Raw genomic sequence first — 16,348 nt, 5'->3', positions numbered from 1 at the left:
GGATAATCTAATTGATTAGGCTCCATTAACTAACAACCAAATTAATTAACTGTCTGTGGGCCACCACGATGGCTTTGTTGATTGTTTTATCAACCAGAAAATCTTTTACATGCTCTTTTGCTGAAGTGATTAATGTTTCTTCGGGAGTATCCACACCCGCAGTGAATTGCCCCCGTAATTTTCCATTCACTTGAACTACATAGTCTACTTCATCAGTCTTCAGAGCACCTTTGTCGACTCTTGGCCAATTTGCATCAATAATGGCTTTTTCAAACCCTAATTGCTGCCATATATAGTGGGTAATGTGCGGGGTAATAGGGGCTAATAACCGCAACAAAATACTCATGCTGGAATGTATAAAGAACTTATCTTCTTCAGTTTCTATGGAGTAACTGGATAGTTCATTGAATAATTTCATACAGCCAGAAACGACAGTATTGAATTGATTCCGATCATAATCATGGGTGGCTTGAGCAAGAATTTGGTGGACAACATGGCGTGATTTTTTTAAGCGTGTTTCTGCTTGTTGCCAATTCACATGACCATTACCACTCAAAATAATATCATTCACCTCAATGAACATATTTTGGTGTTGATAAGCAAAAGCCCATATTCGTTTTAGAAAGCGATGAGCCCCCTCTACAGCCGCATCTGACCACTCTAAAGATTGTTCAGGAGGCGCTGCAAACATAACAAATAAACGCGCTGTGTCCGCACCATAGGTATCTATTAAATGGTTTGGATCCACAACATTCCCAACCGACTTAGACATTTTATGCCCATCTTTTAAAACCATTCCTTGGGTCAGTAATGCTTTAAAGGGCTCATCGGAATTAAGTAATCCTTCATCACGCATGAGCTTATGGAAGAATCGAGCATACAGCAAATGCATGACGGCATGTTCGATGCCACCAATATATTGATCGACAGGAGTCCAATATTTAGCTCGATCATCAAGCATTGCATTTTCCTGTCCCTTGCACGCAAAACGCGCATAATACCAGGATGATTCAACAAAAGTATCAAAAGTATCGGTTTCACGAGTTGCATCCTGACCGCACTTAGGACAGCTTACGTTAACAAATTCAGGACATTGGGCAAGGGGTGATCCAGCACCTGTGATTGTTACATTCTCTGGAAGAACTACGGGGAGATCTTCTTCAGGAACAGGAACTGTGCCGCATTGTTCGCATAAAATCATAGGGATGGGGGTACCCCAGTATCTTTGTCTGGAAACTCCCCAGTCTCTAAGCCTGTAATTGATTGTCGCTTTCCCTAAATCATGTTCTTCAAGAAAATTAGTGATGGTTTCCACTGCTTCTGAAGAGCTTAATCCATCAAATTGACCTGAGTGAATCAAGGTACCTTCTCCAGTATAGGCAGACTTGTTCAAATCATGTTTGGTATCGGATGCTGGTTTGATGACTTCCTTGATGGGTAATTGATATTTTTTTGCAAATTCCCAGTCTCTTTGATCATGAGCTGGAACAGACATAACTGCGCCAGAACCGTATTGCATCAGTACAAAATTTGCCACCCATATAGGAATTTCTGCTCCTGTTACTGGATGAATTGCCATCATACCGGTAGCGACACCTCTTTTTTCCATGGTGGCGAGTTCAGCTTCAGCCATTTTAGTACCTTGGCAGCTGTCAATGAATTCTTTAACTTCCTTACGATGAGTTGCTGCTTCTTTAGCGATAGGGTGATCTGTTGCCACAGCAAGATAAGTAGTGCCCATTAAGGTATCAGGACGTGTGGTATATATTTTTAAACGCTTAGGATAATTAACGACATTAAAATAAATTTCTGTGCCAGTGGATCGTCCAATCCAGTTACGTTGCATTTGTTTTACTTGAGCAGGCCATTCATCTAATGTATCCAGAGAAGTGAGTAGCTCATCGGCATAGGCGGTAATTTTAATAAACCACTGAGAAATTTCTTTTCTTTCAACAAGCGCGCCAGAACGCCAACCTCGTCCATCCACAACCTGTTCATTGGCCAAAACGGTTTGATCTACAGGATCCCAATTGACTATTGCATTTTTCTTATAGACCAGCCCTTTTTCAAAAAGTCTGATAAAAAACCATTGTTCCCAGCGATAATATTCAGGTGCACAGGTACAAATTTCTCGGCGCCAATCATAAGCATTACCAAGACGTAAAAACTGTTTTTTCATGGACTCAATATTTTTTTTGGTCCATTCCGCAGGTGGTATGCCATTTTTAATGGCTGCATTTTCAGCAGGTAAACCAAAAGCGTCCCAGCCAATAGGCTGAAGTACATTTTTTCCCAAAGCACGTTGATAACGGGCAATCACATCACCAATAGTGTAGTTACGAACATGTCCCATGTGTAATGTCCCACTGGGGTAGGGAAACATGGATAAACAATAAAATTTTTCTCTATTTAAATCTTCTGAAACATTAAATGATTGTTTTTTATGCCAATATTGTTGAGCTTGTTCCTCAACTTCTTGTGGTATATAGGTATTATCCATAGTCCGATTTTATAAGTACTCTAAATCGCTAAGGATAACTCCTCTTGTCTCTGCCAGCAATAGATTATTGCTGGAATAAGCGACGTAGTTGAATAAAAAGTATAAAAATAAGAAAAAATGTGCAAAATATAAGTACTGGGTACTCATGCCAAATAATCCAGGGAGTCCTTCCCTCAGCTGGGAAAATACTACTCTGCAGGAGTCCTGAACTAAATGGAGGAAGGCTTTCTACAATGTCTCCATTTGCATCAATGACTGAGGACAGCCCATCATTATTGACGACTATTTGATAACGTCCAGTAAGAAGAGATAAAATTTGTGCCATTTGTAATTGTTGGTAGCTGGCTAAAGAGTGCCCAAACCAACCATTATCACTAATCGATACAATCCATTGGGCCTTTGGCATTTGTTCGCGTAAAATGCTTGGATAAGCAATCTCATAACAAATGAGGCTGGCTACAGGATGGTTTTCAATTCTAATAAGCGGTTGTCTTGTTTTCCCAGGCAACAAATTGGGTTCTGGCAGACTCAACCATCGATTAATTTTTACCAGTGGTTTGGGGATGTACTCACCAAAGGGAACTAATTGTCTTTTAAACTTTTTTCCTTTTGCTTGTCCTAAGGCAATAACTGAATTATAAAAGTTAGTTTCATTATCATTTGTAGGCTGTAAAATACCTAATAATAACGCACTATTTGCTTTTTGGGCCCGCTTATCCAATTTTGAAAGATACTTGTCTAAATAACTAGCCGGCAAGGGTATTGCTGATTCAGGTAAAATGATTAATTGCTTTCCTAAAAGCTTGTTTATTGCTTTTTCATAATAATTTAATAAATTCCAAAATAAAGCTTCATCCCATTTATCCCTCATAGACAGATTGGCTTGAACAGCACCGATACTAATTGGCTCTTCTTTAATTCGTGACCATGAAATATTTTTGCAAAGTGTGGGACTAATAATAAGTAATACAATTAAAATAAGGTAGTACATCCGCTTTTTAGAATTGTGCGACATAGCTAAAACTAATAACGCAGATATAAATACGCAAACAAAACTTAATCCATACACCCCTAAAATAGGCGCAATATATTTTATAGGTGTATCAATGAGGACAGTACCAGTTAGTAGCCAGGGGAACCCGGTAAATACAGTTGAGCGACAGTATTCACTGAAACACCATAAAACGCAGAATAGGATTATAGAGAGAATTTTTCTATTTTTTAATTCAAGTAAATTATAAAAAGAAGCAGTGAGGGCGGGGAAAAGAGAGAGGTACATAATAAAGATTAATGTGACTAAACCCGAAATAATGTAATTAAGGTGTCCATAATCGTGAATGCTGACAATAACCCATGACACCCCAAAGCCGAAATACCCAATTCCGTAAAAAAGCCCCAGGCAAAAACTTTTTTTAGGTAAGGTGTCCTGAATAGTTGAGTAAAAAAAAGACATGCTTAACAGCATGAATCCAGGTATGTGGAAAGGAGCAAAACCAAATGGCGCTAACAGGCCTGCTATAAATACAAAAAAGTATTGAATATAACTCAGACGAATGGATGAGTTCCATGAAAGAGAATTGGCTAAAGCGGTTTGCTTCATGGTGGTTAAAATATTATAAAATAATAAGATAAATGACTACTTAATTTTGGTCAAGAAATAGAAAAATAATTTATGGATCTGATGAGCAATCTTCCGTTATGTAATTGAAATTTTTGTACCATATTTTTGGGAATTAAATCACCATCCAGGATTATTTTTTTAATACATAAGTTCCTGGGGCATTACAAAGAGGTATTATCTGATTTTCAGGACTTCCCATTTCAGGAGGTTTTCTTTTTATCCCAGAATAACCTGAAAGCCATTTCTCCCAAGCCAGCCACCAGGAGTCTTGATAGTGGGGCGCTCTTTCCATCCACACATCGGGGGCTAAATGTTTGTCGTCTAACCTATGAGTTAACATTTGATAAGTACGGCCAGGATCCCCTGGTTCATTAACAATGCCAGTGTTATGTCCTGCATTAGTTAACACAAAAGTGATGTCACTGTCTGTGAAATAATGAATTTTATAAACAGATTTCCAAGGTGCAATGTGATCTTTTGTTGTACTTACAGCAAAAATGGGTATTCTTATATCGGCAAGATTAATGGTTTTATCCATTATTTTAAATCGACCTTCAACCAAATCATTTTTTAGAAATAGATTCCGTAAATATTTACTGTGCATTTTGTAAGGCATTCTTGTTGTATCTAGATTCCACGCCATTAAATCACTTATCTCTTGTCGCTTTCCCAATAGGTAATCATAAACGATTCGCGACCAGATAAGATCTATGGATCGCAACATGTTGAACGCACCAGCCATCTGTGCTCCTTCCAAATAGCCCTTTTCCCACATAATATCTTCTATATAAGTAAGCTGGTTTTCGTCAATAAATAATTGCAATTCGCCCGCATCTTCAAAATCCGTTTGTGCTGCAAACAAAGTTGCTGTTTTTAATCGGGCATCGTTATCAGCCGCCATTTTTGCAGCCACCATAGATAATAAGGTTCCACCGATGCAATAACCGACAGCATGGATTTTTCTGTTTGGAATCACCTGATTGATAATCTTTAATGAATCCATGATTCCGCTCATTGCATAATCAGAAAAATCTAAATCCCGATCTTCAGAGGTTGGATTTTTCCAGGAAATCATGAAGACAGTATGTCCTTTATTCACTAAAAATTTAACCATGGAATTATTAGGGGAAAGATCGAGAATGTAATATTTCATAATCCAAGCAGGTATAATTAAAACGGGCTCTGGATAGACTGTAGGTGTCGCAGGCTTGTATTGGATCAGTTCAATCAGATCATTTCGATAAATCACTTTTCCCTGAGTTGTAGCGACATTCTCTCCCACTTTATATTGCTCACTTCCCGCTGGCGGTTTGTTATTGAGCTTCCTTAAAACATCATCAACAAAGTTATTCCAACCCTTCAAAAGATTCATGCCTCCTTCGGTAAGGGATGTAGTGAGGACTTCGGGATTCATTCCGGGCACATTAGAGGGAGAGAAGACATCCAAAATCTGACGTGTTACAAAATTGACGATTGTTTCATGGTGTTTAGAAACACCCCGTAGTTGTGTTGTCGCGTTGTCCCACCAGGCTTCGGTTAATAAGAAGGATTGGGTATATACGTTAAATGGAAACTGAGACCACAATTCATTTTGAAAACGGTGATCTGACTGGCGTACATCAATGCAGGGATCACTTTTCCCTTGAAACTGTTGTTGCAAGTAGAGCAATAAGTGACCTAATTTTTGGATTGCGTCTTTATTTAGATCGATTCTCTTGGCAGGTGAAAAAATTAAATAAATAAGCCAGTCGGTAAATGACATCATGAAGTTACCAGGAGAGATCCAGTTACATAATTGAATGATTGTTGCGTGAAATAATCTATCGAAGCTTAAACCATCATAATCCGTTTTTTCTGATTCAATAGGAAGGGGATTTTGGATATTAAGAATGGATTTGCTTGACTTTTTTTTTGATTTTTTCATAAACAAACTTCCTTTTTGATTCTAGAAATCTCATTTAAAATATAGTCCTTTTTCACTATTATGCCTTAAACATCAAAATAACTCGATATTTAAGATTCTGTTTTGTCATTCAAGAATACTATTAAATTCCTGATATTTTGTGTAGGATGATTGCGTTTTATAATGGGAGAGGGATTAAATGTATAATGTAATGATTACTGGTGCAGGGAAAATTGGTAGCTTAATCGCTTGTTTATTATCTGAGAGCGGTTCTTACCAGGTCCATTTGGTTGACATCGACTTTAATGGATCAGATGTGAAAAGACTGTTGGAAGCAGTTCCTAATATAAAAACAGTCGCCTTAGATGTTCGTGATCAGCAGTCCACACAAGCCTATATGGAAAAGAATAATATAGTGACTGTGATTTCAAGCCTTCCATATTTTTTAAATACTTATGTTGCCCAAGCCGCAAGAGCTGCTAAAGCACATTATTTTGATCTCACGGAAGACACCGCTGTGACTGAAGCAGTCAAAGCAATCGCCCTTGATGCAGAAACTGCATTTGTTCCTCAATGTGGATTAGCTCCTGGTTTTATCAGCATTGCAGCAAATAGCTTAATGCAAGAATTCGAAGAGTGCCATCATGTGAAATTACGTGTAGGGGCACTACCGCAAAATGCGAATAATGCGCTGCAATATTCCTTAACCTGGTCTACTGATGGAGTGATAAACGAATATGGTAATCCATGTTATGCCATTAAATATGGAAAAGCGGTTACAGTGGCACCTTTAGAAGGATTAGAGACCATACAGATTGATGGATGTGAGTATGAAGCATTTAATACTTCAGGTGGCTTAGGAAGTTTGGCCGAATTATACGCAGGCCAAGTCCAAACCATGAATTATAAAACAATGCGTTATCCAGGCCATTGCTCCAAAATGCGTTTTTTAATGAATGATTTGCGCTTAAATCAAGATAGACCTACCTTAAAGCAGATTTTGGAAAATGCTGTCCCGAAAACTTACCAAGATCTTGTCATTGTTTATGTTTCTGTTGAGGGAATTAAACGTGGTGAATTAACCGAAAAGAATTATGTAAAAAAAATATATCCCGCAGAAATTTGTGGCTTGGAGTGGTCAGCAATTCAAATTAGTACTGCTTCAGGTGTATGTGCTGTAGTCGATCTCGTTCTTGGACAAGAAAATGAATATAGAGGCTTGATTCTGCAAGAGAAATTTAAGCTAATGGATGTTCTTGAAAATCGCTTTGGTCACTATTACGCCTAATTGATAATTACCATTCTCGGGGTATTTTCCTATAGCTTCGGGTAACTATGGAGGTATTTAATGGATATATTAAAACGCTTGAAAATCCACGCCGTCAATTCAGGCGCATTTAGTGGTCAAGGTTGGCAGAGTGCAATTCATGATCATAAATTAATTTCTTACAATCCAGCAAATGGTGAAAAGCTCGCTGAAATTGCAACCTGCACCTCAAAAGACTATCAGGAAATCATGACTCGTGCACAGCATGCTGCACATGAATGGAAAAAAGTTCCGGCTCCTAAAAGAGGAGAAATTATCAGGCAGATTGGTCAAGCCTTACGTGAACATAAGGATGCTTTGGGAAGTCTGGTTTCGCTGGAAATGGGGAAATCGAAACAGGAAGGGGACGGAGAAGTTCAGGAAATGATTGATATCGCTGATTTTGCGGTAGGCCAATCGCGAATGCTGTATGGGAATACCATGCATTCAGAACGTCCTCAACATAGAATGTATGAGCAGTGGCACCCTTATGGTATTGTGGGTGTTATTTCAGCTTTTAACTTTCCTGTTGCAGTTTGGTCTTGGAATGCTTTTCTGGCTGCTATCTGCGGGAATGTCACCCTGTGGAAGCCTTCGGCAAAAACTCCTTTGTGTGCCATAGCGGTTCAACATATTTGCAATGCGGTATTAAGCGCGAATGGTTGCCCGGAAATATTTAGTCTTTTTATCCCAGAAACTCATGATGTGGTCGAAGAAATGGTTCATGATCAGCGCATACCGCTTATTTCATTTACAGGATCAACAGCTGTGGGCAAACAAGTTGCAGCGAAAGTTGCAGCTCGATTAGGAAAAACCATCCTTGAACTCGGTGGAAATAACGCCATTATTCTCGATGAATCTGCTGATTTGCATTTAGCAATTCCAGCAATTGTTTTTGGGGCAGTAGGAACTGCGGGGCAACGCTGTACTTCCACACGTCGACTATTTATTCATAATTCAAAATATGACTATGTTGTAGAACGTTTACGTTTTGCTTATGAGCAAATCACGATTGGAGACCCTTTAGATAAAAGAAATTTAATGGGACCACTCATTGATGAGCAAGCTGTAGATCAATTTAAAAAGGCAATTGCTCGCATTAAAGAAGCTGGTGGTCGCATCGTTTTTGGGGGTGAGCCAGTTCATCGTCCAGGTAATTTTGTCCAACCGACTTTAGTTTGTGATGCGAAAAACCATTGGGATATTGTACAGGAAGAAACATTTGCGCCCATTTTATATGTGATACCTTTTAATACAATTGATGAGGCTATTGCTTTACAAAATCATGTGCCCCAAGGATTGTCTTCTGCCATGTTCACGCAAAACTTAAAAAATGCAGAACATTTTCTAAGTTCATGGGGAAGTGATTGTGGCATCGCTAATATTAATATCGGTACCTCTGGCGCTGAAATCGGCGGTGCTTTTGGTGGAGAAAAAGAAACTGGCGGAGGACGTGAATCAGGTTCCGATTCTTGGAAAGCATACATGCGTCGACAAACCAATACCATTAATTGGGGAAATGAACTGCCTTTAGCTCAGGGCATCCGGTTTGATTTATCCTAATTAATCCAAAATTATAGTCGTTGCCTGGGTGAAGCGAAGCGTAACCCAGGTGTATTGAATATAAAATTAACCGGGGTTACGCTTCGCTTCACCCAGGCTACACGAGGAAAAAAGAATGCATGGACCTTTTTTTATAAAAAAAGTCGCAGTTCTGGGAGCTGGTGTTATGGGGGCGCAGATTGCAGCGCACTGTATTAACGCAGGTATCGAAACATTACTTTATGATTTGGGGACTAAAGAAGGGAATGCGAATGCATTGGTAGATAAGGCAATAGCAAACTTGGGAAAGTTGAAGCCTTCTCCTCTTGCTACCCCGCAATCGGCATCTCTATTGCAATCACGAAATTACGATCAGGATCTTCCTGATTTATCCTCATGCAATCTAATCATAGAAGCAATAGCGGAACGATTGGATTGGAAAGAAGATTTATATAAACGCATTTCTCCATATATGGGGAAACATTCAATTTTGGTAAGTAATACATCAGGGTTGAGTATCAATTCACTCTGTTCTGTTTTACCCGAAGCGCATAGAGAAAATTTTTGTGGCGTTCACTTTTTTAATCCACCTCGTTATATGCATCTTGCTGAACTTATTCCTGCAGAAACAACCAATAAAGAGCTGGTGGATAACCTGGAGACGTGGTTAACGCGTTATCTAGGAAAAGGAGTAGTGCGTGCCAAAGACACCCCTAATTTTATTGGCAACCGTATTGGTGTTTTTTCCCTCTTAACTACTCTCCATCATGCATTTAATATGGAGATGGGATTAGATGAGGTGGATGCTCTCACCGGTCCTTTATTGGGAAGGCCAAAATCTGCCACTTTCCGCACGATGGATGTTGTTGGCCTTGATACCATGCAACATGTAATCCATACAATGCAACAACAGCTACAAGATGATCCTTGGCATCCAATTTTTAAACTTCCAGAATGGCTTCTTAATTTAATTAAAGAGGGACATTTAGGTCAAAAAACTGGCCAAGGCATATATAGAAAAAATGGAAAGACCATTGAAGTGTATGATGTTCGTTCATCAACTTATCGTCCGGCTCAACCTGTTGTCAGTGATGAAGTAAAAACAATTATGGGTAATCCTGACCCCATAGGCCGAATGCAGAATTTAATTCACTCTAACAACAAGCAGGCACAGTTTTTGGCTGCATGTTTTAGAGATTTATTTCATTATTGTGCGTATCAACTTGAGGCTATTGCCGATAACGTCAGGGATGTCGACTTAGCGATACGTTGGGGTTTTGGCTGGATGCAAGGTCCATTTGAAACCTGGCAATTAGCCGACTTAGGCAAAATGAGGACGTACATTGACCAGGCAATACAAGAAAAATTAACGCTGAGCACAGCCAAGTTGCCGGGATGGCTTTTTGAAATTGATACTTTTTATACCGAAAAAGGTGCTTTTTCACCCCAAACAAAAGATTATCAACCACGAAGCCAATTACCTGTTTATCAACGACAATATTTTACGGATCGGGTTATCAAGGAACCGTCACAACCAACTCCTATCCTTTATGAAAATGATGGGATTCGTTTATGGCATTTACAGGATGATGTTGCTGTCGTAAGTTTTAAAAGTAAGGCAAATACTATAGGACAAGCGGTTCTTGATGGTCTTGAAGCAGCAATAGGAATTGCTGAGAAACAATGTCGTGGATTAATTATTTATCAGCAGGATAAAAATAATTTTTCTTCGGGTGCTGATTTAAAAGGAGTCCTTAATTTAATAAAGGACAATAAAATGCAAGCTCTGGAATCCATGATCGCGCAATTTCAAAAGACGGCATTGCGTCTTAAATACAGTTCTATTCCGACTGTTGCTGCGCTGAGAGGGCGTGCCCTTGGTGGGGGATGTGAGTTCATGATGCATTGCGATGCTGTTGTTTCCGCTTTTGAAGCTTATCCTGGTTTAGTCGAATTCGGAGTGGGAGTAATACCTGCTGGAGGCGGATGTAAAGAAATGGCGATGAGAGCTGCTGCTCATCAATCTGGGGATTTGATGGCAATAATACAAAATTACTACCAACAAATAGCGACCGCACAAGTGGCAGGTTCAGCTCCTGAAGCCATACAAATGGGTTATTTGCGGAAAACAGACAGTTATGTAATGAATGCAGATGAAGTACTTTATGTTGCATTAGCTAAGGTAAATATGATGCACACTGAAAATTATTTGCCTCCCCTGAAAAAGCAATTTCCTATTGTTGGAATCGAAGGGAAGGCTCGATTACAGGCAGGTTTGGTCAACTGGCTAGAAGGCGGATTTATTTCAAAACATGATTATTTTATTGCTACAGAGCTGGCAACAGTACTTTGTGGTGGCAATCTCAATCAGAATACTTTGGTTGATGAGAACTGGATGCTTAAGTTAGAGCGAGAGGCATTTATCACTCTAGCGAATTCACCATTAACTCAAGCACGGATTAGTCATTTATTAGAAACTGGCAAGCCGTTACGCAACTAAGGAGAATTAGAAAATGACTAATGTATATATAGTGGATGTACTACGCACCCCTGTAGGCAAAGCACCCAGGGGTGTTTTTAAGCATACCTTGCCTGATGATTTGCTGTCTCAAATCATTCGAAAGCTTATGCAACGGAATTCCTCAGTAGATGCTCAGAAAATAGGTGATGTAGTCATAGGTTGCGCCATGCCTGAGGCTGAACAAGGGATGAACGTAGCTCGGATTGCCTCCTTACTTGCCGATTTACCTCAATCAGTTCCGGCAATGACCATCAATCGTTTTTGCTCTTCTGGTGTTCAAAGCATCGCTACTGTTGCCGAGTCAATACGTACCGGGGATATGCATTTAGCTCTTGCTGGCGGCGTTGAAAGTATGTCCATGGTTCCTTTAGGCGGAAACAAATACACAGCTAATCCAGTTATATTCGATAATGAAGACGTTGCAATTGCCTATGGCATGGGCATCACTGCTGAAAATGTGGCAAAGCGTTGGGAAATAACCAGGGAGCAACAGGATGAGTTTGCTGCCGAAAGCCATAAAAAAGCTGTTGCAGCCCAGGTGCGTGGTGATTTTAAGGAGGAGATTAGCCCGGTAGAAATTACGGTAAGGCAAGCAGATCTAAAAAAGGGTACGTCTCTAATCCAGAAAAAATGGATAGATAAAGATGAAGGACCAAGAGCAGATACTTCTTATGAAGTCATTTCAAAATTAAAACCAGTTTTTGCTGCAAAAGGAACAGTAACCGCTGGGAACAGTTCCCAAACCAGTGATGGAGCAGGCATTGCTTTATTAACTAGTGAAAATGCTTTAAAACAATACAATCTAAAACCAATGGGAAGATTATTGAGTTATGCTGTGGCGGGCGTTCCTCCTGAAATTATGGGTATAGGCCCCATAAAAGCGATACCAGTTGCCTTAAAAAGAGCTGGAATAACGCTAGATCAACTGGATTGGATAGAACTCAATGAAGCCTTTGCAGCTCAGGCTTTGGCGGTAATCAAAGAGCTTGATCTACCCAGAAATAAGGTAAATCCTTTGGGTGGTGCCATTGCTTTAGGGCATCCCCTTGGCGCTACAGGTGCGATAAGAACAGCTACTTTATTACATGGGTTAAGGAGAACTAAAGGACGATATGGAATGGTAACCATGTGTATTGGTACGGGCATGGGCGCTGCGGCAATTTTTGAAGCCTTATAACTTATCCATCAGGTGCAGTAAATAGGAAATTGTCTTCGTATTTGCTGCACTTGATAATAATCGTTTTTTTTAAATTAACAAACTTTGAATCAAAGTAGATTGGTGCCTTTGTCTACAATTACTCCAAGGACTCTATTTGGAAATCAAATCATTGCAATGATCTCATTTGACCCATATTTTAGTCCACCTGGAAGTATTTTTAATTCAAGAAGAGATTTAAAAAATCTAACTAATTTTTATCACGGAATATAATGCGACCTTTAGTCAAGTCATAAGGAGTTAACTCAACTTTGACTTTATCACCTGTCAAAATTCTAATGTAATTTTTACGCATACGACCAGAAATGTGAGCAGTGATAACATGTCCATTTTCTAATTCAACACGAAACATGGTGTTAGGTAAGGTGTCTATAACAGTCCCAGCCATTTCTATATGATCTTCTTTTGCCATAGGTCTCTCAATGATGTAACCAAATTTATAAAAAATATGATGAATGATTCTATACTAACAGCGTGTATACTGCACTAAAATAAAGAAAATGGCAATCTAGGTCGTTTAAAAATTAATTGTTTTGTATCAGATTTCTGTGGGATTTGTCTCAGGACAATAAAAATTTTAATCTGGTTTTTTCATGACACAATGGATTTAGCAGGACTGGGGGTATCTTCATTTAGTAATAAATTACTTAGGTAATCAAAATAGTGCCTTTCTTGACTTGCTTGCATTGGAGAAGGTCTAATAAGGCCATCTTTTTGAAATTTATTGTTGCGTAATTCATGGCCTAAGCTTTGAAGATGTTTGGGCGTGGCATTCTCATTCAATAATGTTTTTGCAGTATTAAAAAAAATCTGCATTTGTTTGTCGAATTTTGCTTTATCTTGGATGTATTTTGTTTTAACTTCAAGAGTAGCTGTAAAAAAAGGCTCTTTAGGCGGTTTTGGGACTGTTTTCCATCCATCTTCCGTTAAGCCTAATCTGAGATGCTGTACCATTTCATGTTCTCGGGAATAGTATGAAACAGTGATTAATCCCGCAGAAAGATCTCGCATTAAAAATATGGCCTTGGTTTCATTTTTTGTGGCACCATGGTGTTCTAAAATATCGTATAATTGATTACTGCTCAGTTGCCTGAAAATAATGGAAACATTCGATTCTGACTCCATAGGAAAATACTCCAAGTTAGTTCATGATGTTATTATCAATTCATTGAAGCCATGACAGAGCGAAATGGTGTAAAATGATTCGTTAAGTATAATAATAGTACAAAGAGTTATTAATTGAAATTTTCCATTTCAGGGATTTTCCAGGATCCTATTTTTGATGGAAATTTTAGTGATTGGTGTAACATTTGAAGAAATTCTTTCCGTTTAATTATCTTCGCACCTAAACTTTGTAAATGGTTTGTCGGAAGTTGGCAATCAATAAAGTCAAAATGCCATGCTTCCATTGTCTTACTTAAAAAATAAAAAGCCATTTTGGAAGCATCGGTCATTTTATGAAACATTGATTCTCCGAAAAAAGCATGACCTAAACTAAGTCCATATAGACCGCCTACCAAAACATTCTCAAACCAAATCTCAAAAGAATGTGCATAACCCATTGTGTGCAAATGAACATATGCCTCTATCATTTCGTTAGTAATCCACGTTTTATCCGTTCGATCAGAGCTGGTAGCACATGCCGTGATGACTTGAAGAAAAGCTGTATCTATTGAGAACTTAAACGGCTTTTTTAATGATTTTTTCAAACTTCGAGACAAGTTAAATTCATTGGGTATTAATATAAGTCTCGGATTAGGAGACCACCACAGTATCGGTGTTCCAGGTTCATACCAGGGAAAGATTCCATGAGAATATGCCTGGAGGATACATTGGGGTGATAAATCGCCACCCATGCATAATAGGCCTTGATCGTCACTCATTTCTGGATTGGGAAAGAGGTATTCAACATGATTACTCAATTCAATCTCCTGGATATATCTCGAATTTTCCTCTGATAAAGTTTTTTTATTCTACAATTATTATAAACAAGATAGGAGAAAACAATTGGATTATCTGTATAGCTTGGGTAATATTTTACTCCTTCTAAGCCTCTGTTTTAGAAAAGTACTGTTTATCCGTACTATATTTATACTTTCCGACTTATCCTTTTTACTTTATGGGTCTTTGGCTGATGTTCCCCCTGTTGCTTATTGGGCAGTCGCATCAATTGTCATCAATTTTGTTCAAATTGGGATTTTATTAAGGGACATGATTCCTAAGGATCTTCCCTATGATTTACAGCAGATAAAAGATCTATTTTTTTCAAGTATGCAAACGAGCGATTTCATTCGTCTAATTAAATTAAGTTATCGGGGAACTTCCAGTAACACACAAATGCTGACAAGAGGGGAACCTGTTGAAAATTTAATGTTAATTACTAAAGGTATGGTTTACATCGAGGTTGATAATACGATGATACAGGTAGGCCCTTATCACTTTATTGGTGAAATGAGCTATTTTCGTGATGGCAAAGCCACTACTACCATCTATTCACGAGAACCTGTTGATTTTTTATATTGGCGTTATTCTGATTTACGTCGTTTACAGCAAAATAAACCGCCCTTATTTATGAAAATGGTTGAAGCCATGGGAAAAGATATTATGTTGAAAATGCTTCATCAGAACAAAACCACTAAATAGACCTGAAACTTATTTGGGCTCGCGAAGCAAATTTTATGGAATTAATTCACTTCGCAGTTCCAGATCAAAGACGATTTCTATTTCAAATCTAAATATTGTTCAGCATCAAGAGCCGCCATGCAACCAAAACCAGCGGAAGTAATCGCTTGCCGGTACACGTGATCCGCCACATCCCCACAAGCAAACACACCTGGTACGGAAGTACTGGTCGCCATGCCTTCAAGTCCCGATTTAATCACAATATAACCATTATTCATTACCAGTTGATCTTTGAACAAGTCGGTATTGGGAGTATGTCCAATAGCAATAAAAACGCCATCGACATTTAATAATTCCTTGGTATTATTTTGAACATTGCGGATTAAGGCACCTGTTACTTTCTTGTCATCCCCTATCACTTCATCTAGTGTGGCATTCCAGATAATTTTAATATTGCCAGTACGAGTTTTCTCAAAAAGTTTATCTTGTAGAATTTTCTCTGCACGCAAGCTGTCTCGGCGATGCACCAAGGTAACCGAAGCTGCGAGATTCGACAGATACAGTGCTTCTTCCACCGCAGTATTTCCTCCGCCGATGACGCATACCGCTTTGTTGCGATAAAAAAATCCATCACAGGTTGCGCATGCAGAAACGCCACGGCCTTGGTATGCAGATTCTGACTCTAGTCCCAAATAACGAGCAGAAGCTCCAGTAGCAATAATTAGTGCATCACAAGTATAGGTAATACTGTCACCATGTAATGTAAAAGGTGCTTGTGCTAAATCAGCTTTAACAATATGATCAAAAATAATTTGGGTTTCAAAACGTTCAGCATGTTTTTGCATACGATCCATCAGGGCAGGTCCTTGTAACCCCTCAATGTCACCAGGCCAATTATCCACATCCGTTGTTGTTGTTAATTGCCCTCCGGGTTGCATTCCAGTTATTAAAACTGGATTAAGATTGGCTCTTGCAGCATAGACTGCAGCGGTGTAACCTGCTGGTCCTGAACCTAATATGATTAAGCGATGATGATTGCTTGAGCTCATTGTCTCTGCCTTCCTTAATATTTTGATATTTTGTGGTAAGATGGCGAATATTATGACAAAAACAACAA

General features: G+C 38.9%; 12 protein-coding genes. 5 read left to right on the top strand and 7 right to left on the bottom strand.

Going from position 1 to position 16,348, the window contains the following annotated elements; genetic code table 11:
* Positions 1-25: 25 nt before the first annotated feature.
* From leuS to BU07_RS0111520, 3 genes are all read right to left on the bottom strand, one after another.
* Complete coding sequence (gene leuS / locus BU07_RS0111530) at positions 26-2,500, bottom strand: leucine--tRNA ligase (protein ID WP_031566190.1); 2,475 nt, start codon at positions 2,498-2,500, stop codon at positions 26-28.
* A gap of 64 nt (positions 2,501-2,564) precedes the next feature.
* Complete coding sequence (gene lnt, locus BU07_RS0111525) at positions 2,565-4,100, bottom strand: apolipoprotein N-acyltransferase (protein ID WP_031566188.1); 1,536 nt, start codon at positions 4,098-4,100, stop codon at positions 2,565-2,567.
* Between the two features lie 151 nt (positions 4,101-4,251).
* Positions 4,252-6,045, bottom strand: coding sequence for a PHA/PHB synthase family protein (locus BU07_RS0111520; RefSeq protein WP_031566186.1), 1,794 nt, complete (start codon positions 6,043-6,045; stop codon positions 4,252-4,254).
* Positions 6,046-6,223: 178 nt separating this feature from the next.
* On the opposite strand from BU07_RS0111520, the gene BU07_RS0111515 reads away from it, so the two are divergent.
* The 4 genes from BU07_RS0111515 to BU07_RS0111500 all read left to right on the top strand — a co-directional run bounded on the left by BU07_RS0111515 (position 6,224) and on the right by BU07_RS0111500 (position 12,570).
* On the top strand, positions 6,224-7,312 hold the full coding sequence (locus tag BU07_RS0111515; RefSeq protein WP_031566184.1) for a saccharopine dehydrogenase family protein: 1,089 nt from the start codon (positions 6,224-6,226) through the stop codon (positions 7,310-7,312).
* Positions 7,313-7,372: 60 nt separating this feature from the next.
* Positions 7,373-8,893, top strand: a complete 1,521-nt coding sequence (amaB, locus tag BU07_RS0111510) for an L-piperidine-6-carboxylate dehydrogenase (RefSeq protein ID WP_031566182.1) — start codon at positions 7,373-7,375, stop codon at positions 8,891-8,893.
* Between the two features lie 115 nt (positions 8,894-9,008).
* Entirely contained in the window at positions 9,009-11,372 is a 2,364-nt protein-coding gene (locus BU07_RS0111505) for a 3-hydroxyacyl-CoA dehydrogenase/enoyl-CoA hydratase family protein (protein WP_031566180.1), read from the top strand.
* Positions 11,373-11,385: 13 nt separating this feature from the next.
* The gene (locus BU07_RS0111500) at positions 11,386-12,570 is read left to right on the top strand and encodes an acetyl-CoA C-acyltransferase (protein WP_031566178.1); all 1,185 of its coding nucleotides are present in this window, start codon (positions 11,386-11,388) and stop codon (positions 12,568-12,570) included.
* A 229-nt stretch (positions 12,571-12,799) separates the two neighbouring features.
* On the opposite strand, the gene infA is transcribed toward BU07_RS0111500, so the two are convergent.
* From infA to aat, 3 genes are all read right to left on the bottom strand, one after another.
* Entirely contained in the window at positions 12,800-13,021 is a 222-nt protein-coding gene (gene infA / locus BU07_RS0111495; RefSeq protein WP_019233117.1) for a translation initiation factor IF-1, read from the bottom strand.
* A gap of 179 nt (positions 13,022-13,200) precedes the next feature.
* On the bottom strand, positions 13,201-13,734 hold the full coding sequence (locus BU07_RS0111490) for a hypothetical protein (RefSeq protein WP_031566176.1): 534 nt from the start codon (positions 13,732-13,734) through the stop codon (positions 13,201-13,203).
* A 110-nt stretch (positions 13,735-13,844) separates the two neighbouring features.
* Complete coding sequence (gene aat / locus BU07_RS0111485; protein ID WP_211249048.1) at positions 13,845-14,492, bottom strand: leucyl/phenylalanyl-tRNA--protein transferase; 648 nt, start codon at positions 14,490-14,492, stop codon at positions 13,845-13,847.
* A gap of 124 nt (positions 14,493-14,616) precedes the next feature.
* Between aat and BU07_RS0111480 the strand changes: the two genes are divergently transcribed.
* Positions 14,617-15,252 (top strand): cyclic nucleotide-binding domain-containing protein, encoded by a 636-nt coding sequence (locus tag BU07_RS0111480; RefSeq protein WP_031566171.1) that lies wholly within the window; start codon positions 14,617-14,619, stop codon positions 15,250-15,252.
* Positions 15,253-15,329: 77 nt separating this feature from the next.
* Here BU07_RS0111480 and trxB read toward each other — a convergent pair whose 3' ends face one another.
* Positions 15,330-16,280, bottom strand: coding sequence for a thioredoxin-disulfide reductase (gene trxB, locus BU07_RS0111475; protein ID WP_031566169.1), 951 nt, complete (start codon positions 16,278-16,280; stop codon positions 15,330-15,332).
* Between the last annotated feature and the right edge of the window lie 68 nt (positions 16,281-16,348).

Source organism: Legionella wadsworthii DSM 21896 = ATCC 33877 (assembly GCF_000701265.1).
GTDB classification, from domain to species: Bacteria; Pseudomonadota; Gammaproteobacteria; order Legionellales; family Legionellaceae; genus Legionella; species Legionella wadsworthii.
This window is presented reverse-complemented; position numbering and strand designations above follow the sequence as displayed.

Excerpts from the sequence above, each read along its gene's own strand:
- trxB (WP_031566169.1), bottom strand. The coding sequence starts at position 16,280 with ATGAGCTCAAGCAATCATCATCGCTTAATCATATTAGGTTCAGGACCA.
- amaB (WP_031566182.1), top strand. The coding sequence starts at position 7,373 with ATGGATATATTAAAACGCTTGAAAATCCACGCCGTCAATTCAGGCGCA.
- BU07_RS0111515 (WP_031566184.1), top strand. The coding sequence starts at position 6,224 with ATGTATAATGTAATGATTACTGGTGCAGGGAAAATTGGTAGCTTAATC.
- infA (WP_019233117.1), bottom strand. The coding sequence starts at position 13,021 with ATGGCAAAAGAAGATCATATAGAAATGGCTGGGACTGTTATAGACACC.
- BU07_RS0111490 (WP_031566176.1), bottom strand. The coding sequence starts at position 13,734 with ATGGAGTCAGAATCGAATGTTTCCATTATTTTCAGGCAACTGAGCAGT.
- lnt (WP_031566188.1), bottom strand. The coding sequence starts at position 4,100 with ATGAAGCAAACCGCTTTAGCCAATTCTCTTTCATGGAACTCATCCATT.
- leuS (WP_031566190.1), bottom strand. The coding sequence starts at position 2,500 with ATGGATAATACCTATATACCACAAGAAGTTGAGGAACAAGCTCAACAA.
- BU07_RS0111505 (WP_031566180.1), top strand. The coding sequence starts at position 9,009 with ATGCATGGACCTTTTTTTATAAAAAAAGTCGCAGTTCTGGGAGCTGGT.
- BU07_RS0111500 (WP_031566178.1), top strand. The coding sequence starts at position 11,386 with ATGACTAATGTATATATAGTGGATGTACTACGCACCCCTGTAGGCAAA.
- BU07_RS0111520 (WP_031566186.1), bottom strand. The coding sequence starts at position 6,045 with ATGAAAAAATCAAAAAAAAAGTCAAGCAAATCCATTCTTAATATCCAA.
- aat (WP_211249048.1), bottom strand. The coding sequence starts at position 14,492 with ATGAGTGACGATCAAGGCCTATTATGCATGGGTGGCGATTTATCACCC.